This window comes from Seohaeicola nanhaiensis (assembly GCF_042654245.1).
GTDB lineage: Bacteria > Pseudomonadota > Alphaproteobacteria > Rhodobacterales > Rhodobacteraceae > Seohaeicola_A > Seohaeicola_A nanhaiensis.
This window is the reverse complement of the sequence record NZ_JBHSGI010000033.1, coordinates 496347-515408: the sequence shown is the minus strand read 5'-3', so window position 1 is coordinate 515408 and position 19062 is coordinate 496347. Positions and strand designations below refer to the sequence as shown.

Here is a 19062-nt window from a genome sequence, read left to right as displayed (position 1 = left end):
GTCCCTCTTTCCAAATCCTACCCCGGAAAATGGCAGGCCGCCCAGTGCCGCGGCGCCACTTCCTGTAATTGCGGCACCTCTGCCGCGCAGCGTGCCTCGGCCCGCCAGCAGCGGGTGCGGAACGGGCAGCCCGACGGCGGGTTGCGCGGACTGGGCACATCGCCTTTCAGGATGATCCGGCTGCGCCCGGTTGCGGCCTCGCCATCGGGGATCGCCGACAGCAGCGCCTGCGTATAGGGCATCATCGGCCGGGCATAGAGATCCTCGGCATCGGCCAGTTCGACCAGCCGGCCCAGATACATCACGCCGACACGGTCCGAGATATATTCGACCACGCCGAGGTCATGCGCGATGAAGAGATAGGTCAGGCCGAATTCGTCCTGCAGATCCTTCATCAGGTTCAGCACCTGCGATTGCACCGATACGTCCAGCGCCGAGACCGGCTCGTCCGCGACCACCAGTTTCGGCCGCAGCGCCAGCGCGCGGGCGATGCCGATGCGCTGCCGCTGTCCACCCGAGAACTCATGCGGGTAGCGGTCGAGATGTTCCTTGCGCAGCCCGACGATCTGGATCAGCTCCTCGACGCGGACATTGCGTTCGTCACGGCCCACGCCGGCGATCACCAACCCTTCGGCGATGATCCGGCGGATGGTCATGCGCGGGTCGAGGCTGCTCATCGGGTCCTGAAAGACCATTTGCATGTCGCGCCGCAGCGTGCGCAACCGCGACGGGCTGACCTGGGCAAGGTCTTCACCGCCAAAAAGGATCGAGCCGGAATGCGGCCGTTCCAGCCGGATCAGAGCGCGGCCAAGGCTCGACTTGCCGCAGCCGGATTCCCCGACGAGGCCCAGTGTCTCGCCCTTGAGGATGTCGAGCGTCACGCCATCTACCGCGCGCACCCAGTCGGGGTTGCCGAACAGCGCGCCCTTGCCGCCGTACCAGACCTTCAGGTCGCGCACGCTCATCAGAACTTCGGACGGCTCGGTCATTTGGTTGCTCATGCCTCTGCCCCCTGTTCCAGCCAGCAGGCCACGCGGTGGCCCGGCGTGGCTTCGACCAGCGCAGGCTGAACGTCGCAGGCTGGCATCGCATGAGCGCAGCGCGGCGCAAACGGGCAGCCGGGCGGCATCGCCAGCGGGCTGGGCACCGCGCCGCCGATGGCGTTCAATCGCTGGCCGCGCACCGCTACCGAGGGGATGGAGGCCAGCAGGCCCGCCGTATAGGGATGGCGCGGCGCGCCGGTCACAGCGGCGACTGGCCCATGTTCCATCACGCGGCCGCCATACATCACGATAACTTCGTCGCACATTTCGCGCACCACGCCGATGTCGTGGGTGATCAGCAGGACGGTCGTGTCGGTAAGCCCCTTCACCAGATCGAGGATCTGGGCCTGGATCGTCACGTCGAGCGCGGTCGTCGGCTCGTCAAGGATCAGCAGGTCGGGCTTGTTCGCCATCGCCATGGCGATCGTCACGCGCTGGCGCATCCCGCCGGACAGGTTGTGGGGAAACTCGTCGAACCGGCGCTCGGCGTCGGGAATACCGACCATGCCGAACAGTTCGATCACCCGGTCGCGCGCGGCGCGGTAGGAGATGTCATTATGTGCGCGGATCGCCTCGGCCACCTGACGGCCGACGCGATAGACCGGATTGAGCGCGGTCATCGGATCCTGGAACACGAGGCACAGCGCCTGACCGCGCAGCCGGCACATTTCGGCCTCTGGCAGCGCGGCGAGGTTGCGCCCGCGAAACAGGATCTCGCCCCCGGCGACGCGGCCCGGCGGATCGAGCAGGCGCATGATCGACAGCGAGGTGACGCTCTTGCCCGAGCCGCTTTCCCCAACGATGCCCAGGGTGCGCCGCGCGCGGATGTCAAAGCTCACGCCATCCACGGCCCGCACAGTTCCGGCCGGCGTGTCGAACCAGGTCTGAAGGTCGCGCACCGAAAGCACGACCTCGGAGGTTTCGGGGGCCTGCGTCATTACCGCCTCATTCCGGGACAATCATGGCCTGCGGCGCGCGATGGGCGCGGGGTGAAGGCGGATGCGCGACTCCGCCCTGCAGGATCAGTTCCAGATCGTGCAGCGCCGCCAGATCGTCGAGCGGGTTCCCCTTGACGACGATCAGGTCGGCCAGCAGGCCGGCTTCTATCCGACCCCGATCGTCCAGACCGATGACCTCCGCCGCACGGCCCGTGGCCGCCGTGATGCACTCGGCCACCGGCATCTCGCCCTGCTGCATCATCTGCATTTCAAGCACCAGGCTATCAAATGAGGTGAAACGCCAGCCCGCGTCGGTGCCAGCCACAAAGGTCACACCGGCCTCCGACAGCTTGGTGAACTGTTCGACGTTCTCGGCCAGCATCCGTTCCCACCGGCCCAAGAACGCCTCCTGTTCGGCGTCGCGCTGTTGCATCTGGCGCATTGCATTGATCGCGGTGGCCCCCACGGCGAGCGTTGTCGTGACCGGGATGCCGGACTTGGCCAGCCGCTCTGCCACCTGCGCGTTATATTGCTGGGGCGCGTTCTTGCGGATGAAGCCTGCGTGCTCGATCTGATCGACACCTGCATTGATCGCTATGTCGATGGATTCGGCGCAAAGGCAATGCACCGTCACGCGACGTTCGTTCCAATGCGATTCCTCGACGATTGCGTTCATCTCGGCCTGGGTGAACGCGGGCCGCCAGGAGGCCGTGCCGATTGTTCCGCCGCCGCTGCCCATCACCTTGATGAATTCGGCGCCGTCCTTGATCAGCGCACGCACCTTCTGGCGCAACGCCGCTTCACCATCCGCCTCTCCGCCCATGTACCAGGTATGGCCACCGGTGATCGTGATGGGCGCGCCCGCCGCCATGACCCGCGCGCCGCGGGCATAGCCCAGTTCCAGCGTGCGGCGCACCGAAAAGGCCGTGGTGCCGAAACAGCCTACATCGCGCACGGTGGTGATGCCCGCGCCCAGGGCGGCAGCGGACGATCCCATCGAGGTGGCCAGCAGCACCTCCGGTCCCTCGCGCATCACCTCTTCCAGCAGCATCCCGTTGCCGGGCATGTTGAGATGGACATGGGTGTCGATCAGACCCGGCAGGATCGTCGCATCGCCGAAATCCTGCACCTGCGCACCTTCTGGCGCGGCCTTGTGCACGCCCTTGATCCGGGTGCCCTCGATTTCGACGACCGGCTGCCCCGTGATCACGCCGCCCTTGCCGTCGATCAGGCGTTCCGCCCGGATGAAACTGCGCATTCGCTTGGTCCTTTCTGGTGAAAAAGCCGCGGCCGGTGGTGCGGCCGGCCGCGGCCAAATGTCAGGCGTTGCCTCAGTCGGCGATCTTGGCCGCGCCGAAATACTGGAAGCCGCCGCCCGACCAGGTGATGCCGGTCACATTCTTGGCCGACATCGTCAGGTCGAGGTTCTGCCGGATCGGCAGGACGACAGCCTGATCAAGGAGCATCTTCTGCGCCTCCTCGTAGATGTCCGCGCGCGCCGCCGGATTCTGTTCGGCCACGGCCTTGTCCAGCAGCGCGGTGAAGGCCGGATCGCTCCAGTGCGACCAGTTGAAATACTGGCCATCGGTGAACCAGAAACGCAGGGCGTCCGGGTCAACCGCGATATACTGCAGTGGCGTCAGGTTCATCTCGCCCGCGATGTTCGCCGCGGTCCAGGCCGGAGCGGTCAGCGGTTCCAGCGTGGCGTCGATGTTGATCGCGGCCAGATAGCCCTGGATCGCCTGCGCCAGCGCCATGTAATGCGCCTTGTCGGCGATTGCGGTGATCTTGAGCGACAGCGTCTTGCCATCCTTCTCCCAGAACTGACTGCCCATGGTCCAGCCTGCGGCCTTCAGGACCTCGGCAGCCTTCTCGGGGTTATAGCTGTATTCCTCGGCGATCGACGGATCATAGCCCAGCAGCCCCTCGGTCAGGGGTGTATGGCTGGGCGGATAGACCCCGGCCTCGGCCAGCTGCACGACACCGGTCTGGTCGACGGCATACATGATCGCCTTGCGCACGGCCGGATCGTCGGTCGGGAAGGCCGAGGCGTTGATCGGCGCGAAGATGCCCAGCCCGCTGATCGGCACTTCGTAGGTGTTGAAACGGCCAGAGGCGCCCAGCGTCTTCCAGTGCAGGCCCGGCACCTGCTGCATGACCTGGCTCTGACCGCTCTGGAACTGGCTGACGCGGGCCTGCGGATTGGTGACGATCTGGAAGGTGATCTTCTCGATCTCGGCCGGACCCTCGTGGTTCAGCGAAGGCGCCATCCAGTTGTAATCCGGGTTGCGCTCGAGAACGACGCTGTCGTCCGCCAGCAGTTCGACGAACTTGAAGGGGCCGGTGCCGGTGGGATGCTGGCCCAGATCGGCGCCGTATTCCGCGATGGCCTTGGGCGACTGGATCCCCAGATAGGGTTCGCCCATCTGCGCCAGGAGAGCGCCATAGGGCTTTTCGCAAGTCACGGTCAGCTCGAATTCGCCGGTCGCCTGGGCCGTCTTGCAGGGGCCGAGCAAGCCGTGCGAGATCTTGGACTGGGTGTTCTTGTCGAAGATGTATTCGAAATTCTTCACCACCGCCTCGGCGTTGAACGGCGTGCCGTCGTGGAATTTCACGTCGTCGCGCAGCTTGAAGGTATAGACGAGGCCATCGGGCGAGACCGACCACTCCTTGGCCAGCAGCGGCTCGACCTTGAAGTCGGGCGTGAGCCAGACCAGCGTGTCGAAGATGTTCGACAGGATCGGGCCCGAGTTGCGCTTGCCCGTGGTGACCGGGTTCAGGGTGTCGTTGGTCTCGGCCCAGCCGACGACAAGGTCTTTCGCCATCGTGGCGGGGGCAACCAGCGTCAGGCCAAGCGCGGCGAGAACAAGGGGAAGTTTCGGTGTCATGGATATTTCCTCTGTTGGGGTCGTTAGCGTGAGATGGTCGGATCGAGTTCGTCGCGCAGGCCGTCACCGATCAGGTTCACCCCGATGACGAAGAGCGACAGGAACAGGCCGGGAAAGACGGTGATCCACCAGGCGAGCGTCAGATAGGCCTGCCCGTCGTTCAGGATTGCGCCCCATTCGGGCTGCGGCGGTTGCACCCCCAGCCCGATGAAACCGAGCGCCGTGATCCACAGCGCGGCGACACCCAGCCAGGAGGTCGTCATGACGATGACCGAGGACAGGACATTGGGCAGGATATGGGTCGCCATGATCCGCACCGGTCCGGCGCCCAGCGTCACCGAGGCCTGTACGAAGGGCAGCGCGCGCACCTCGGCGGTCGCACCTTCGACAAGGCGGGCATAGACCGGCACCAGGATCATCGAGATCGCAATTATGCCGTTGTTCAGGCCGGGCCCGAGAATTGCGGTGATCGCAAGCGCCAGCAGGATGCCGGGAAAGGCCAGCAGAAGGTCGACAAAGCGCATGATGACAAAGCCGGTGGCGCCGCCGACATATCCGGCGATCAGACCCAGCGTGGTGCCGAAGAAGGCGCCCAGCAGAACCACCGTCAGGCTGGCCAGCATCGTCACCCGCCCACCATAGAGAACGCGCGCGAACATGTCGCGCCCGAAGGCGTCGGTGCCCATGATGGCATCGGGTCCCGGCGGCTGGAAGGTCATCATCGCGCGCTGCAGGTTCGGATCCGCCGAGGTCAGCAGTGGGGCGGCGGCGACCAGCACCACCAGCACCGTGCAGATCAGGGTGCCGATGGCGAGCGCGCGATGGCGATAGGCGCGCCGCAAACGATTCCAAATGCTGGTCTTGGGGGCGAGACCCTGAGCACCGTCGGAGGAGGAAGCATGTGTCATCCTGCGATCCCCCTCAGCGCCGCGCGATCCGGGGGTCGAGCACCGGATAGAGAAGGTCGACCACGAAATTCACCAGCGCATAGATGATGGCAATGATCAGGACGACCGCCTGGATCGTCAGATAGTCCTTAGACAGGATCGCATCGACCAGAAGCCGCCCCAGACCGGGGCGCGAGAACACCGTTTCGACCACCACGGTGCCCGACAGCAGGTTTCCCAGCTGCAGGCCCACCACCGTCAGGATCGGCAGCAGAGCGTTGCGGAGCACGTGCCGAAGAAAGACAACGGGCCGCCTCAGCCCCTTGGCGCGCGCGGTCAGCACATGCTTTTGCACCTGCGCAGCGAGCAGAGACGACCGCACGAAGCGCGCGTTGAACCCGATGGTGCCAAGGGCCAGCGTGACCGCCGGCAGGACCAGCCCCTTGAACGAGGTGCCCCCCACCACATCGAAGATCGGCCAGGTGACGGCAAAGAGCAGGATCAGCAGCAAGCCGAGCCAGAAGCTCGGCATCGACATGAAGGCCAGCGCCAGCCCCATGCCGATGGTGTCGGGCGCCCGGTTGCGCCGCACCGCCGCCCATGTGCCCAGCATCAGGCCGAAGGCCACCGACAGGATCAGCGCCGCCGTTGTCAACTGCAGCGTGGGACCGAAGTTGAGTCTGATAAGTTCCAGCACCGGGCGTTGACGGCCATAGGAATATCCAAAATCACCCTGCACCACATTGCCAAGCCAGATCAGATACTGCTTGAGCAGGGGCTCGTTCAGCCCCAGTTGCCCGCGCAACCGGTCGATCATCTCGGCATTGCCCGCTTGCGTGCCAAGCAGGGCGATCACCGGATCGCCGGGGATCAGCCGGATCATGAGGAAGACCAGAACGCTGATGCCGAAGGCAAGCGCAATGATGGCAGCCAGTCGGCCACCGACGTATTTCAGCATGTCAAAGCCCTGTCAGGCAGCCGCCTTGTCCGGCAGCGTTGGGGCGGCGAGCACCCGTATCGTTACAAGTTGGTGATACAGTTTGACTCTCGGCCGGTTCTGTCAACCGGAAACGTCCCGATTTTCCGCTTTCGCACCACCCCGATCATATTCCGGTCCAAAATCGGACGGGCGAGGCGTGAGATCATTGGTCGGGCTTATGCCCCCATGTTTGCCGCTTATGGCAATTCGGGTTTCGAGAGTTTCCCCATGTTTTCAGAACAAATATCGCGTGCCAGCCGCGAATCGGCCCGATGGCCGCGCGAATGCCGTCCGGCCAGAGACGGCGCACGCGAGAGGGCGTGCACATCGTTCTGCATCTCTAGGTCACACCCGGAAATTTGATCAAAAAATGGTAGGCATGCGGCCAAAACCGTGCCAGACAACAAACATAACCTGCAAATTTCTTGCAAAATCACACTCCGGCGTTCTATCAAAATATTACAGTTCGGAGGCGCAATGGATTTCTTTCTCAACCGGCAGTCCGATGTGCCCATACGGCGTCAGATCCGCGGCATGATCGAATATGCGATCTCCTTCGGCGATCTCGGCATCGGCGGCGCCCTGCCCTCGGTTCGCGATCTGGCGGACCAGCTTGGGGTGGCACCGATGACGGTCAGCCAGGTCTACGCCGACCTCAAACGCGAGGGTCTAGTCGAAACCCGCACCGGAGCGGGCACCTTCGTGGCCGACAGCGCCCGGGCCCAGGTCGCGGCCCGCTCGGACATCGCGCAGCTTCACCGCGAGATCGATGCGCTGATCGACAGCGCCATGGCGCGCGGCATCGGGATGTCGGACTTCGGCCTGCTCTTCAATGCCCGGCTCGATTATCGCGCCACGGCGGGAGAGCCGGCGGTGGTCGCCGTGGCCGGTCTGTTCGACGAAGCGACCCGCAGCTATGCCGAGGCCATCGAGCGGCAGGTCGGAAGCGGTATCGTCGCTCGCCCGGTCACCTTGGACCAGTTGCAGGCCGACGAGACGTTGCGTGCCCGCACGGCCGGGGCTGACATGATCCTCACCTTCCTCACCCTGCGCGACAGCGTTGTCGCACTCTTTCCAAACACCAACGTGGTGCCGATCCGCTTTATTCCCTCGGAACCGACTCGGCTGGCGTTGGCCGCGATCGATCCGATGGCGCGGGTCGCGGTGATCTCGCGCTTTCCCTCTTTTCTGCCGATCCTGCGCTTCGGCGTGCAGCGCTTCGCAGCGCATTGCCAGGATGTCGTCGCCGGGTCCGAGGGCGATGAGGGGCTGGATACGATGCTCGCCGACAGGCAGGTCCTGGTCTTCGCCACCGGCGCAGAGGCCACGGCCGGGCGGATGCCCGACGGCGCGCGCGCGATAGAATACCGGCATATCCCCGATCCCGGAGATATCGACCGGGTGGTGAAACCACTGGCCCGCACCGGCGCGCCGCTTCGATATGGAAAGGACGAGGGATGAAGATTTCGGAAATGAACTGGCGGCAGGTCGAGGACTACCTGCAGAAGGACAACCGCGCGGTGCTGCCGCTGGGCTCGACCGAACAGCACGGCGGGCTGTCGCTGTCGGTCGATTCGATCCTGTCGGAGAAGATCGCCCTGGATGCGGCCGAAGGTCTGGGCATTCCGGTGTTTCCGGTCCTCTCCTACGGGCTGACCCCTTACTTCCTGGGATATCCCGGCAGCATCAGCCTGCGGGTCGAAACCTATGTGCGGATGGTGCGCGACATTCTCGACTGCATGAAACGGCAGGGCTTCCGGCGGATCCTTCTGGTCAACGGTCACGGCGGCAACCAGCCCGCCGCCAACCTCGCCATCGAATGGATGGCCGACAATCCGGACGTCGCGGTCAAGTTCCACAATTGGTGGAACGCGCCGCGCACCTTTGCGCGGGTACAGGAAATCGACCCCGTCGCCTCGCATGCCTCGTGGATGGAGAACTTCCCCTGGACCCGCCTGCCCGGCGTCGTTCAGCCCTCGCAGCAGAAACCGATGGCCGATCTCGCCCGGCTGCGGGTCATGGGACCGGAGGCCGTGCGTGCCTATCTGGGAGATGGCAACTATGGCGGTTATTACGAACGCCCGGATGAAGAAATGCTGTCGATCTGGTCCGTCGCGGTGCAAGAAACCCGCGAGTTGATGGAAGGCCCCTGGGAATGAGCGCGCCGATCCTGATCTGGGGCGCCGGCGCCATCGGCGGCACGCTCGGGGCGGCACTGATCCGGGCGGGCGAAAGCGTGGTCTTCGTCGACACTGCTGCCGACCATGTCGAGGCGATCAAGGCCCATGGCCTGCGAATCGACGGGCCGATCTTCCAGGACACGGTGCGGGCCCCGGCCTTTACGCCCGAAACGCTCACGGGCACCTACGACCGCATCCTGCTCTGCGTGAAGGCGCAGCACACGCGGGGCGCGGCCGAATCGCTGGCCCCCTTCCTGGCGGCCGACGGCTATGTCCTGTCGGCGCAGAACGGGCTGAACGAGCTGGAGATCCGCGACGTGGTGGGGGCCGAGCGCACCATCGGCTGTTTCGTCAATTTCGGCGCCGACTGGCTGGAACCCGGCGTGGTGCACTACAGCGGCCGTGGCACCCTGGTCATCGGCGAGCTGGATGGCAGGATCACACCCCGGCTCGAGGCGCTACACGGACTGTTGCTGCGCTTTGACGAAAACGCGCGGATGACGCCGGAAATCTGGGGCTTTCTCTGGGGCAAGCTGATCTATGGCGCCCTGCTCTTCGGCACAGCGCTGACCAACGAGAGCATTGCCGACGCGCTGGAGGCCCAGAAATGGCGCAGCGTCTTCCTGCGGCTTGGGCAGGAGGTCGTTCGCGTGGCGCAGGCCGAGGGCGTGACGCTCAAGGGTTTCGACGGGTTCGAACCAGACGCTTTCCTGCCCGGCGCCGCGGAAGAGGTGATCGACGATTCCTTCGCGCGGATGGTGATCCAGAACCGGCGTTCGACCAAGTCGCATTCGGGGATCTGGCGCGATCTGGCCGTGCGAAAGCGCAAGACCGAGGCCGACGCCCAGATCGGCCCGATCGTCCGCATCGGCGCGAGCCATGGCGTGCCCACGCCGATCACCGCGCGTCTGGTCGCGATGATCCACGAAATCGAGGACGGCAAACGCCCGCTGGCCTCGGAGAATCTTGACGCGCTGGACCGCGAAACGACCTGACCGCGCAGGTTGCGGCCGCCCCTGTCAGGCGGCGGCCGCGAACCGTCCGATGCGGAAGTCGTGCAGCGGCGTTTCCGTCTTCCCGGTGGCGATCAGCTCGGCCATGACATCGCCGACGCCCGGACCCAGCTGGAAACCGTGGCCACAAAAGCCGAAGGCATGGAACAGGCCGGGCGTGGTTTCGGATTCACCCATCACCGGAAGCGAGTCGCGGACATAGCCCTCGCAGCCCGACCAGGTGCGGATGATCGAGACATCGGCCAGCGACGGCAGCATCCGTAGCAGACCCCGCAGCTGAACAGGCAGGCGGGCGGGCTCGTATTTCGCATGGCCGGTTTCGAGATCGACCTCGGGCCGCCCGGCGCCCCCGCCAAAGACGATGTTGCCGCGTTCGACCTGCCGGAAATAGTTGTCCGAGGGATTGCGGGTCCAGACCCCGACAACCGGGACAATCCGGTGCGGCAGCGGCTCGGTCACGCCCATCTGGGGGCCCATCGCCGTCAGCGGCACCTCTTCGCCAAAGCGCGCCGCCAGCCGCGCGCCCCAGGCGCCGGCGGTGTTCAGCAAACGCTCTGCCGAGAAGGTGCCCTGCGAGGTCTCGACGCTGAATCCTTCCTCGGTTCTCACGACGTCGCGCACCTCTGCACCTTCGACGATTTCCGCCCCAAGCGCGCGCGCGGCGTCGGCAAAGGCCGGACAGATCAGGCGGGGATTGCCGCAGCCGTCCTCGGCCATCCAGGACGCGCCGATGGCGTCAGGGCCAAGGTGTGGAAAGCGCGCGCGCACTTCGTTCGCGCCCAGTTCCTCAACGTCAAGCCCCCAGGGCCGGGCGTCCGCGATGAACTTGCGCATGTCGCCAAGCGCGTCTTCTTCGAACACCAGCCTGATATGGCCTGTCACGCGAAACTCGACATCCCGGCCCAGCAACTTTTCTGCCTCGCCCCACAGGGCCCGCGAACGATGCGCGAGCGGAAGCTGCGGCAGATAACGGCCAGTGCGGCGGATATTGCCAAATGAAGCGACCGTCGCCCCGGTGCCGACACGGTTGCGTTCGAGCAGGGTCACCTTCACGCCCCGGCGCGCCAGGAAATAGGTTGCGGCGCTGCCCATGAGCCCGCCGCCCATCACGATCACATCCATGTCCATCTCCGTGCCGGAACCGATCTGCGGGCACCCTCGCCGGTGGGCACCGTCGGGGTCAAAGACAGGATCGGCGCGGGCACATAAGCCGGGCTTATGTCGCAACGCCGTTTGGCTCTTGGACCCTTCGCCCACGCTCGTGTCAGCTTTCAACCGTCAACACGAAAGGGCATCTCATGGACGGCGCGACGACGCCCGGTCTCGAAGACCGGACACAGGCGGATTGGAAGATCGGCGTCGATATCGGCGGCACCTTCATTGATTTCTGCGCGCTTGAAACCCGCACCGGGCATGTTGCCTCGCTGAAGGTTCTGACCACGCCCGACGATCCGGGCGCAGAGCTTCTGACCGGTCTCACACTGCTCTCGGAACGCGAAGGTCTGGACCCGAAGACCATCACACGGTTCGTGCACGGCACGACGGTGGGCATCAACACGATCATCCAGCGCCGCGGCGTCGATCTTGCCCTGATCACCAACGCCGGGTTCGAAGATGTGATCGAACTGGCACGCCTGCGGATGCCCGAAGTCTACTCTCTGTTCTGCTCGCGCCCCGATCAGCTTATTCCCCGCGACCGGGTGTTCGGCATCCCGGCCCGGATGCGGGCCAACGGGACCGAGAGCGTTGCGCCCGACCTGACCGCGCTGGCCGACGCCGTCGCCACCGCAAAGGCGCGCGGGGCCAAGGGCATCATCGTCTCGCTTCTGCACTCGTGGCGCAATGACGCGCAGGAAGCCGCGGTAAAGGCCGAAATCGCCCGGCTCGCGCCCGATCTGTTCACCTTTACCTCCTCCGAGGTCTGGCCGGTCATCCGCGAATACGAGCGCACCACCACAGCCATCCTGAACGGTTATGTCCATCCCCGCGTCGCGGGCTATCTGACCGCGCTTGAGGATCGGCTGGCCGGGCGAGGTGTCACGGCCAAACCGCTGCTGACCAAGTCGAATGGCGGGCTGATGAACGCGGCCGAGGGCAAACGCTCCTGCGTGAACATGCTGCTGTCCGGCACTGCATCCGGCGTGATCGGCGCGGCCTGGCTGGCGCGGCAGGCCGGCGAAAGCCGCGTGCTGACACTCGACATCGGCGGTACCTCTGCGGACTTCGCGCTGATCATCGACGGCGAGGCGCAATTCGGCACCGGCGAGCTGATCGGGGAATTCCCGCTCTACATCCCCTCGGTCTCCGTCTCGTCCATCGGCATCGGCGGCGGCTCGATCGCCCATGTCGACAACCGGGGAGTCCTGCGCGTCGGACCCGAATCCGCCGGCTCCACTCCCGGCCCCGCCTGCTATGGCAGGGGCGGCACGCAGGCGACGGTCACGGACGCCATGGTCGTCTGCGGCTGGCTTGGCCATAGCGAGATGGCCTACGGCCAGCTCCGGATGGATGTGGACCTGGCGCGGCAGGCCGTCGGCAATCTGGCGAAACAGCTGGATCGGTCGCTGGAGGAAACCGCGCAGGCGATCATCGACATCGCGGTGTCCGAGATGTTCGTCGAGGTCGAGAAACTCGCCTCGCGTTCGGGCGTCGATCTGCGCGACTTCACCCTGATGCCCTTCGGCGGCGGCGGCCCGATGCTCGGCGCCTTCCTGGCCCGCGAGATGGGCATGACACGGGTCATGGCGCCGCGCCGTCCCGGCGTCGTCTCGGCCCTTGGCGGACTGGTGGCCGACCTGCGCGGCGATTTCATCCGCACGATCTTTGCGCCGCTCGAAGACACCGCCCTGCCCGGCCTGCGAACCGCGCTTCAGGCACTGATCGGCGAGGGCCGCGACTGGCTGTCCGCCCAGGGCCACCGCGGCGCGGCGGATCTGCGCCTGTCGGCCGACATGCGATATGCCGGACAGAGCTACGAGATCGAGGTGCCGCTGATGTCCGAATGGGTCACCGGCGGCGAACTTTCGGCCATCGCCTCGGCCTTCCATGACATGCACGACCAACTTTATGACTTCCACGATGCCGAGGGCCGGATCGAACTGGTGAACCTGCGTCTCTCGGCCATCGGGACCGGGCCGCAGCTGCACTTCCCCGAAAGCGACGAGGTTGCGACGCCGGCCGTGCCAGAGCGTCAGGTCTCAGTGTTCACCGGCGGCGACGCGCGCGGCATCAACCTCTATCGCCGCCGGAACCTGACGCCCGGCGCCGAATTCGACGGCCCTGCCGTTGTCGCCCAGGAAGACACCACCTTCGCCATTCCCGCAGGCGCGACGGCCCATGTGGACCGCCACCTGAACATCCACCTGACCTTCGGGGAGTAAACCATGTTCGACCGAATGAACCTTCAGGTCCTCGCCAATCACGCCCGCGCGGCCGCCGAGAACATGGGCTATACGCTGCAGCGCACGGCCCATTCCGCCTTCGTCAAGGAGACGGAGGATTTCACGGTGATGCTGCTCAACCGCAGGGGCGAGACCTTTGCCGTGCCGATGGACCTGGGCGCGACCTGGTATGTCGGCCTGACCTTCGGTCGCGCCATCGAGCAGATCAAGGACTACAAGCCCGGCGACGTGGCCTTTACCAACGACACCTATGCCGCGCATGTGGCTACCCACACGCCCGATACCGTGCTGTGGAAACCTGTTTTCTACGATGGCGAGATCATCGCCTGGACCGGCGGCCATATCCACAACACCGACATGGGTGGGGCTGTGCCCGCTTCGCTGTCGCGCGCCCTCACGGACATCCATCAGGAAGGCATCCGCTTTCCGCCGATGAAGATCGTCAACGAAGGCGTCTACGATGAGCAGATCATGCGGATCATGACCGCGAACGTGCGCAAGCCAGATCTCAACGTCGGCGACATCAAGGCGCTGGTCGGCGCGCTGAATACGGGCGAGCGCAAGATTCTCGCCATGGTCGAGAAATTCGGCAAGGAGGCCTTTCTGGAAGGCGTCGAACAGTTGATGGACCACTCCGAGGCACAGGCGCGCGACATCCTGCGCTCGATGCCCGACGGCACATGGGAGTTCATCGACTATGCCGACGAGGACTCGGTCGAGGCCAATCCCTGCCGCCTGAAACTGACCCTGACGATCAAGGGCGACGAGGCCATTCTCGATTTCACCGGGTCCGACCCGCAACTCGGTTCGTCACTCAACGTACCCTCGGGCGGCGATCCCCGGCATTCGATCCTTCTGGTCGCGATCTACTACATTCTCTACACCCTCAATCCCAAGATCCTGCTGAATACCGGCCTGACCCGGCCCTTCACCTGCATCGCGCCGCGCGGATCGGTGCTGAACCCGATCAGCCCCGCGGCGGTGGGCATGCGCTCGCTGACCTGCGCGCGGCTGCGCTCGCTGGTCTTCGGCGGCTTCGCCCAGGCCGTGCCCGACCGACTGCCGGCTGCACCGGCCGGCAACAACTGCATTGTCAACGTCATGACGACCGACGAACGCAGCGGCCAGCGCATGATCACGGCGGTGAACCCGGTCTGCGGCGGCGGCGGCGGAATGCCGCATCGCGACGGCACAAATGGCTCCGGCGCGGACGCGGCCTATCTCAAGAACACCCCGATCGAGATCACCGAGACGGAAACGCCGGTGGAGTTCGTCCGCTACGGCCTTGCGCGGGACACGGGCGGCCCCGGCCGCTGGCGCGGCGGGCTGGCGACGCGGATGGCCTTCCGCGTCTTCTCGCCCGACAGCCGGATCACCGCGCGTAACCGCGACCGCTCGCGCTTCCGCCCGTGGGGGATGCTGGGCGGCCGCGCGGCGGGACTGTCCGACATGTGGCTGAACCCCGGCACCCCTGACGCCAAACGCCTGGGCAATATCGACACCGCCGTTCTGCAACCGGGCGACGTTCTCGAAATCGTCTCTGCCGGCGGCGGCGGGCGCGGAAACCCGTTGGAGCGGGAACCCTGGCGCGTGGCGCAGGACGTGGAGCGCGGCTACGTCTCCATCGAGGCCGCGGCGCGTGAATACGGCGTCGTCATCTCGGGCGGCGCGGTCGACGAGGTCGCCACGGTACGGCTGCGATCCAACTTTCCCGCGCCCACCGTTCCGTTCCATTACGGACCCGAGCGCGAAGCCTATGAAAGCCAGTGGTCGCGGCCAACCTATGATCTGCTGACCGAGATCCTGTCTGGCCTGCCGATTCACTGGCGCTTCTTCGCCAAGACCGAGATCTTCCGCCGCATGGAGGGTCGCAGCGGCCCTGAAGGCGTGACCGAGGCCCTGGCCGAGGTTCGCGCCCGGTTCCCGGAAATGCCCGACCCCGTTCCGCCGGTTCAGGAGGCCGCGGAATGACAGCCGCCACGCCAGGTCGCATTCGGCGGCTGGCTGAAACCGGCCGCCCGCCGGTCCGCTTCGTGATCGACGGTGAGCCCGCCGAGGCGCTGGCCGGCGACACGCTGCTGACGGCGATCCTTGCGAATACGTCAACGTTACGCGCGGCCGAGTTCGGCCCTGAATCCCGCGCCGGTTTCTGCCTGATGGGGGCCTGTCAGGACTGCTGGGTCTGGCAGAAGGACGGGCCGCGCCTGCGCGCCTGCTCGACCCTCGTATCCGAAGGCATTCACATTCTGACCCAGACTCCGGAAAGCTGGCCATGACCGACACGCCGCGCATTGTCATCGTGGGCGCAGGCCCCGCGGGGATCCGCGCCGCCGAAACCTTGGTGGCCGCCGGGCTGCGGCCCATTGTCGTCGACGAAGGCGCGCGGGCGGGCGGGCAGATCTATCGCCGCCCGCCGCCCGGCTTCACCCGTCCGGCGGAAACGCTCTATGGATCCGAAGCGCCCAAGGCTCAGGCGCTGCACTCGCTGTTCGACCGGCTGGCGACGACCGGCGCGGTCGAGCATCTGGCGGAAAGCTCGGTTCTGGCCATCGACCGGGCCGAGGGTCTGCACGTTCTCACGCCCACCGGCCGCAGGGTGGTTCCCTGCGACCGCCTGATCCTGGCGACCGGTGCGACCGACCGCCTGGTCCCGGTGCCCGGGTGGCAGTCGCCCGGCGTCTACAGCCTGGGAGCGGCCCAGATCGCGCTCAAGGCGCAGGGCATCGCATTGGGTCAACGCCTTGTGCTCGCCGGCTCGGGGCCGCTGCTGACACTGGTCGCGCTGCAACTGGTCAAGGCCGGTGCCGATGTCGCGGCGGTTCTGGACACCGCGCCGATGTCGGCGCAGGCGGCGGGCCTGACGGGGCTGATGGCCCGCCCGGCCTTTGCCCTGCGCGGGCTTGCCATGCGGGCTAGACTTGGCCGACTCTACCACTCCGGCGTGACGCTGAAGAAGATCGAAGCCGACGCGCGGGGCGTGACCGCCATCCTGTGGACCGCCGCCTCGGGGGCGGAGAGGCGCACCGAATGCGACATGGTTGGCCTCGGCTGGCATCTGCGCGCTGAAACCCAGCTGGCCGGCCTTGCCGGATGCGCCTTCGATTACAACGAGACCTGGGCGCAATGGTTGCCCCGCGCGGACCGTCTGGGCCGCGCCCGGGAAGGACTCTATCTCGCCGGAGACGGATTGCGCATTCTGGGAGCGGACGGCGCCGAGGTCAGCGGCCGTCTTGCGGCCACCGCCTGCCTGCAGGATCTGGACATGCCCGCGCCCGATCCGGTGGCGGATCTCAAGCGGCTGGCCACGCTCGAACGCTTTGCCCTTGGCCTGGCCCGTGCCTTTCCCTGGCCCGCAGACCATCTGCGCACACTGCCCGATGCGACCGTCGTCTGCCGCTGCGAAGGCGTGACCGCGGGCGAGTTGCGCGCCACCGCCGACTATGGCGGGCCCGAGGCCAACCGCGTCAAATCGCTGGGCCGCGTCGGGATGGGCCGCTGTCAGGGCCGCTATTGCCAGCTGGCCGGCGCAGATCTGATCGCCTCCCACGCCCAGATCACCACCGCCGCCGTCGGTCGCCTGCGCGAACAGGCCCCGATACGCCCTGCGCCCGTCGGCGCCTGGGTCAAGGGTCCACCCGATACCGCCGGATCCGATTGAAACCGAGCGAACCGATTTCTCCCCCTGGGCAGGTGTGGCGCACGAACGCCCGCCTGCCCTTTTTTTGCGGGTCGCCCGCTTCCGCTGCCACCGCGATCTGCCCAAATTTTCGACATCACCCCCGGTGTTTCTGGACATGCGGTTTTCCGACAAAACGGCCGAGACAGATCAGCCGCGCCCGACACGCAAAAATCAAAATATTATCAATACTTTAATAGACACCCCCAGAAGACCCCCTGAGCACTGCACACAAGCATAAGCCCAACTTAAGGCCTTGCGACGAAATCAAATCGCCCGTTCCTTGACGTGCAAGCCATCCGGCCCGCACAGTCGGCACACAGACGGGCGCGCGCGCCGCCGCAGCGCGTGGGCTTTCCACCCGCGGCAACAACAGGGGATCAAATAATGTCTTACATACGGATAACGGGGATCGCCGGGCTGATCGCCCTGGTGGCCGGCATGGCCGGCGCCCAGACACTGACCATCGGGGTCCGCGGCGGGCCAGAGTCGCTCGATCCGCACTATTCGGCCCTCGGCACCCATGCCGAAGCGGCCAAGCACATCTTCGACACGCTGGTCTGGGCCGATGAGAATCTCCAGATCGGGCCGGGCCTGGCCACCGAATGGAAGCCCGTCGACGACGACACCTGGGAATTCAAGCTGCGCGAAGGCGTCAAGTTCCACGACGGCAGCGACTTCACGGCGGAAGACGTCAAGTTCTCGATCGCGCGTCCGCCGATCGTCACCGGCCCGACCACGACGGCGATCTATGTCCGCCGCGTGAAAGAGGTCGAAATCGTCGATCCGCATACGATTCACATCCACACCGACGGCCCTGCGCCTTCGCTGCCCTATGACTTCGTGCGCCTGTTCATCGTCAGCCACACGGCCGCGGCGGATTACTCCACCCCGGAAACTGCGCCCGAAGGTTTCAACAGCGGCAAAGCCGCCATCGGCACCGGCCCGTTCAAGCTGGTCAGCTGGGAGCCGAAGGGCGACCTGATGCTCGAGCGCTTTGATGAGTATTGGGGCGGCCCCGCAGCCTGGGAAAAGGTCATCCGCAAGGAGATGCCGAACGACTCCTCGCGGCTTGCGGCGCTCAAGGCCGGTCAGGTCGATCTGGTCAACGATGTCTCCTCGGCCGACTATCTTCAGCTGAAGAACGACCCCAGCATCGACACCTTCCTGGGCGACGGCATCTACATCATGAACATGCTGCTGGATCAGCGGCCCGACGTGATGCCTGGTGTGCGTGCCAAGGACGGCTCGCCGCTGCCGACCAACCCGCTGACCGACATCCGCGTCCGTCAGGCCTTTGACAAGGCGATCGACCGCGAGACGATGGTCGAGATCGTGCTGGAAGGCCTTGGCAAGCCCGCCGACCAGGGCATGCCCCCCGGCTTCTTCGGCTATTCGGACAAGGTCGAAAAGCCGGTCTATGACCCCGAAGGCGCCAAGGCCCTGCTGGCCGAGGCGGGTTATCCCGACGGGTTCGAGATGGACCTCTACTGCACCTCCGACCGCCTGCCCGGCGATGCCGCGATCTGCCAGGGCCTGGGCCAGATGCTCAGCGTCATCGGCATGAAGGTCAACGTCAACGCCACCTCGCGCACGGTCTACTTCCCGGCGCAGTCGCGTGGCGAATACAGCGTCTCGATGAACGGCTGGGGCACGCTGACCGGCGAGGCGACCTATACGCTGGGCGGCCAGATGCACACTCCGGACAAGGAAAAGGGCCTGGGCGGCTTCAACCGCATCAGCTATTCCAACCCGGACCTCGACAAGCTGATCGAAGAGGGCATGGTCGAGCTGGACGAAGGCAAGCGCCGCGAAATCCTTGAAAAAGCCATGGAAATGGCCGCAGCGGACAAGGTGCTGATCCCGATCGTTCAGCTTCAGTCGGTCTGGGCCGCCAAGGCGGGCGAACTTGACTTCACCCCGCGCACGGATGGCGACACGCTCGCCTATCCGATCAAGCCGAAGAAGTAACCGCACCACGGGAGCGCGGTCCGCCGCGCTCCCGAACCGCCGCCGCGCCTGGCGACGGCGTATCCCTCCTCTGCCGGAGACCTCCA

General features: G+C 65.8%; 15 protein-coding genes. 8 read left to right on the top strand and 7 right to left on the bottom strand.

Annotation, left to right across the window (positions count from 1 at the left end):
- Positions 1–17: 17 nt before the first annotated feature.
- The 6 genes from ACFO5X_RS23690 to ACFO5X_RS23665 all read right to left on the bottom strand — a co-directional run bounded on the left by ACFO5X_RS23690 (position 18) and on the right by ACFO5X_RS23665 (position 6714).
- Positions 18–1001 carry an ABC transporter ATP-binding protein gene (locus ACFO5X_RS23690; RefSeq protein WP_380722235.1) on the bottom strand — a complete coding sequence of 328 codons (984 nt, stop codon included), beginning with the start codon at positions 999–1001 and terminating at the stop codon, positions 18–20.
- The gene (locus ACFO5X_RS23685; RefSeq protein ID WP_380722233.1) at positions 998–1981 is read right to left on the bottom strand and encodes an ABC transporter ATP-binding protein; all 984 of its coding nucleotides are present in this window, start codon (positions 1979–1981) and stop codon (positions 998–1000) included. Before ACFO5X_RS23685 ends, ACFO5X_RS23690 begins: the two co-directional genes overlap by 4 nt.
- A gap of 7 nt (positions 1982–1988) precedes the next feature.
- Positions 1989–3239 (bottom strand): amidohydrolase family protein, encoded by a 1251-nt coding sequence (locus ACFO5X_RS23680; RefSeq protein ID WP_380722231.1) that lies wholly within the window; start codon positions 3237–3239, stop codon positions 1989–1991.
- 73 nt (positions 3240–3312) lie between these two features.
- Positions 3313–4869 carry an ABC transporter substrate-binding protein gene (locus ACFO5X_RS23675; RefSeq protein WP_380722229.1) on the bottom strand — a complete coding sequence of 519 codons (1557 nt, stop codon included), beginning with the start codon at positions 4867–4869 and terminating at the stop codon, positions 3313–3315.
- A gap of 23 nt (positions 4870–4892) precedes the next feature.
- Positions 4893–5777: an ABC transporter permease gene (locus tag ACFO5X_RS23670; RefSeq protein ID WP_380722227.1), complete on the bottom strand. Its 885-nt coding sequence runs from the start codon at positions 5775–5777 to the stop codon at positions 4893–4895.
- Between the two features lie 13 nt (positions 5778–5790).
- Positions 5791–6714, bottom strand: a complete 924-nt coding sequence (locus ACFO5X_RS23665; RefSeq protein ID WP_380722225.1) for an ABC transporter permease — start codon at positions 6712–6714, stop codon at positions 5791–5793.
- 498 nt (positions 6715–7212) lie between these two features.
- On the opposite strand from ACFO5X_RS23665, the gene ACFO5X_RS23660 reads away from it, so the two are divergent.
- The 3 genes from ACFO5X_RS23660 to ACFO5X_RS23650 are packed head-to-tail and all read left to right on the top strand — an operon-like array spanning position 7213 to position 9910.
- Positions 7213–8196 carry a GntR family transcriptional regulator gene (locus tag ACFO5X_RS23660; protein ID WP_380722224.1) on the top strand — a complete coding sequence of 328 codons (984 nt, stop codon included), beginning with the start codon at positions 7213–7215 and terminating at the stop codon, positions 8194–8196.
- The gene (locus ACFO5X_RS23655) at positions 8193–8894 is read left to right on the top strand and encodes a creatininase family protein (RefSeq protein WP_380722222.1); all 702 of its coding nucleotides are present in this window, start codon (positions 8193–8195) and stop codon (positions 8892–8894) included. Before ACFO5X_RS23660 ends, ACFO5X_RS23655 begins: the two co-directional genes overlap by 4 nt.
- The gene (locus ACFO5X_RS23650) at positions 8891–9910 is read left to right on the top strand and encodes a ketopantoate reductase family protein (RefSeq protein ID WP_380722220.1); all 1020 of its coding nucleotides are present in this window, start codon (positions 8891–8893) and stop codon (positions 9908–9910) included. The genes ACFO5X_RS23655 and ACFO5X_RS23650 overlap by 4 nt, the downstream gene beginning before the upstream one ends.
- A 24-nt stretch (positions 9911–9934) precedes the next feature.
- Here the strand turns inward: ACFO5X_RS23650 and ACFO5X_RS23645 are convergent, their stop codons facing one another.
- A complete protein-coding gene (locus ACFO5X_RS23645) occupies positions 9935–11050 on the bottom strand; it encodes an NAD(P)/FAD-dependent oxidoreductase (RefSeq protein ID WP_380722218.1) in 1116 nt (371 codons plus the stop codon).
- A gap of 176 nt (positions 11051–11226) precedes the next feature.
- On the opposite strand from ACFO5X_RS23645, the gene ACFO5X_RS23640 reads away from it, so the two are divergent.
- The 5 genes from ACFO5X_RS23640 (at position 11227) to ACFO5X_RS23620 (ending at position 18976) form a co-directional block, all read left to right on the top strand.
- Complete coding sequence (locus tag ACFO5X_RS23640) at positions 11227–13308, top strand: hydantoinase/oxoprolinase family protein (protein WP_380722216.1); 2082 nt, start codon at positions 11227–11229, stop codon at positions 13306–13308.
- 3 nt (positions 13309–13311) lie between these two features.
- A complete protein-coding gene (locus tag ACFO5X_RS23635; RefSeq protein WP_380722214.1) occupies positions 13312–15300 on the top strand; it encodes a hydantoinase B/oxoprolinase family protein in 1989 nt (662 codons plus the stop codon).
- Entirely contained in the window at positions 15297–15605 is a 309-nt protein-coding gene (locus ACFO5X_RS23630) for a (2Fe-2S)-binding protein (protein WP_380722212.1), read from the top strand. The genes ACFO5X_RS23635 and ACFO5X_RS23630 overlap by 4 nt, the downstream gene beginning before the upstream one ends.
- Positions 15602–16987, top strand: coding sequence for an FAD/NAD(P)-dependent oxidoreductase (locus ACFO5X_RS23625; protein ID WP_380722210.1), 1386 nt, complete (start codon positions 15602–15604; stop codon positions 16985–16987). Before ACFO5X_RS23630 ends, ACFO5X_RS23625 begins: the two co-directional genes overlap by 4 nt.
- 405 nt (positions 16988–17392) lie before the next feature.
- Positions 17393–18976, top strand: a complete 1584-nt coding sequence (locus tag ACFO5X_RS23620) for an ABC transporter substrate-binding protein (protein ID WP_380722208.1) — start codon at positions 17393–17395, stop codon at positions 18974–18976.
- Positions 18977–19062: the final 86 nt, after the last annotated feature.

Excerpts from the sequence above, each read along its gene's own strand:
- ACFO5X_RS23690 (WP_380722235.1), bottom strand. The coding sequence starts at position 1,001 with ATGAGCAACCAAATGACCGAGCCGTCCGAAGTTCTGATGAGCGTGCGC.
- ACFO5X_RS23685 (WP_380722233.1), bottom strand. The coding sequence starts at position 1,981 with ATGACGCAGGCCCCCGAAACCTCCGAGGTCGTGCTTTCGGTGCGCGAC.
- ACFO5X_RS23680 (WP_380722231.1), bottom strand. The coding sequence starts at position 3,239 with ATGCGCAGTTTCATCCGGGCGGAACGCCTGATCGACGGCAAGGGCGGC.
- ACFO5X_RS23675 (WP_380722229.1), bottom strand. The coding sequence starts at position 4,869 with ATGACACCGAAACTTCCCCTTGTTCTCGCCGCGCTTGGCCTGACGCTG.
- ACFO5X_RS23670 (WP_380722227.1), bottom strand. The coding sequence starts at position 5,777 with ATGACACATGCTTCCTCCTCCGACGGTGCTCAGGGTCTCGCCCCCAAG.
- ACFO5X_RS23665 (WP_380722225.1), bottom strand. The coding sequence starts at position 6,714 with ATGCTGAAATACGTCGGTGGCCGACTGGCTGCCATCATTGCGCTTGCC.
- ACFO5X_RS23660 (WP_380722224.1), top strand. The coding sequence starts at position 7,213 with ATGGATTTCTTTCTCAACCGGCAGTCCGATGTGCCCATACGGCGTCAG.
- ACFO5X_RS23655 (WP_380722222.1), top strand. The coding sequence starts at position 8,193 with ATGAAGATTTCGGAAATGAACTGGCGGCAGGTCGAGGACTACCTGCAG.
- ACFO5X_RS23650 (WP_380722220.1), top strand. The coding sequence starts at position 8,891 with ATGAGCGCGCCGATCCTGATCTGGGGCGCCGGCGCCATCGGCGGCACG.
- ACFO5X_RS23645 (WP_380722218.1), bottom strand. The coding sequence starts at position 11,050 with ATGGATGTGATCGTGATGGGCGGCGGGCTCATGGGCAGCGCCGCAACC.
- ACFO5X_RS23640 (WP_380722216.1), top strand. The coding sequence starts at position 11,227 with ATGGACGGCGCGACGACGCCCGGTCTCGAAGACCGGACACAGGCGGAT.
- ACFO5X_RS23635 (WP_380722214.1), top strand. The coding sequence starts at position 13,312 with ATGTTCGACCGAATGAACCTTCAGGTCCTCGCCAATCACGCCCGCGCG.
- ACFO5X_RS23630 (WP_380722212.1), top strand. The coding sequence starts at position 15,297 with ATGACAGCCGCCACGCCAGGTCGCATTCGGCGGCTGGCTGAAACCGGC.
- ACFO5X_RS23625 (WP_380722210.1), top strand. The coding sequence starts at position 15,602 with ATGACCGACACGCCGCGCATTGTCATCGTGGGCGCAGGCCCCGCGGGG.
- ACFO5X_RS23620 (WP_380722208.1), top strand. The coding sequence starts at position 17,393 with ATGTCTTACATACGGATAACGGGGATCGCCGGGCTGATCGCCCTGGTG.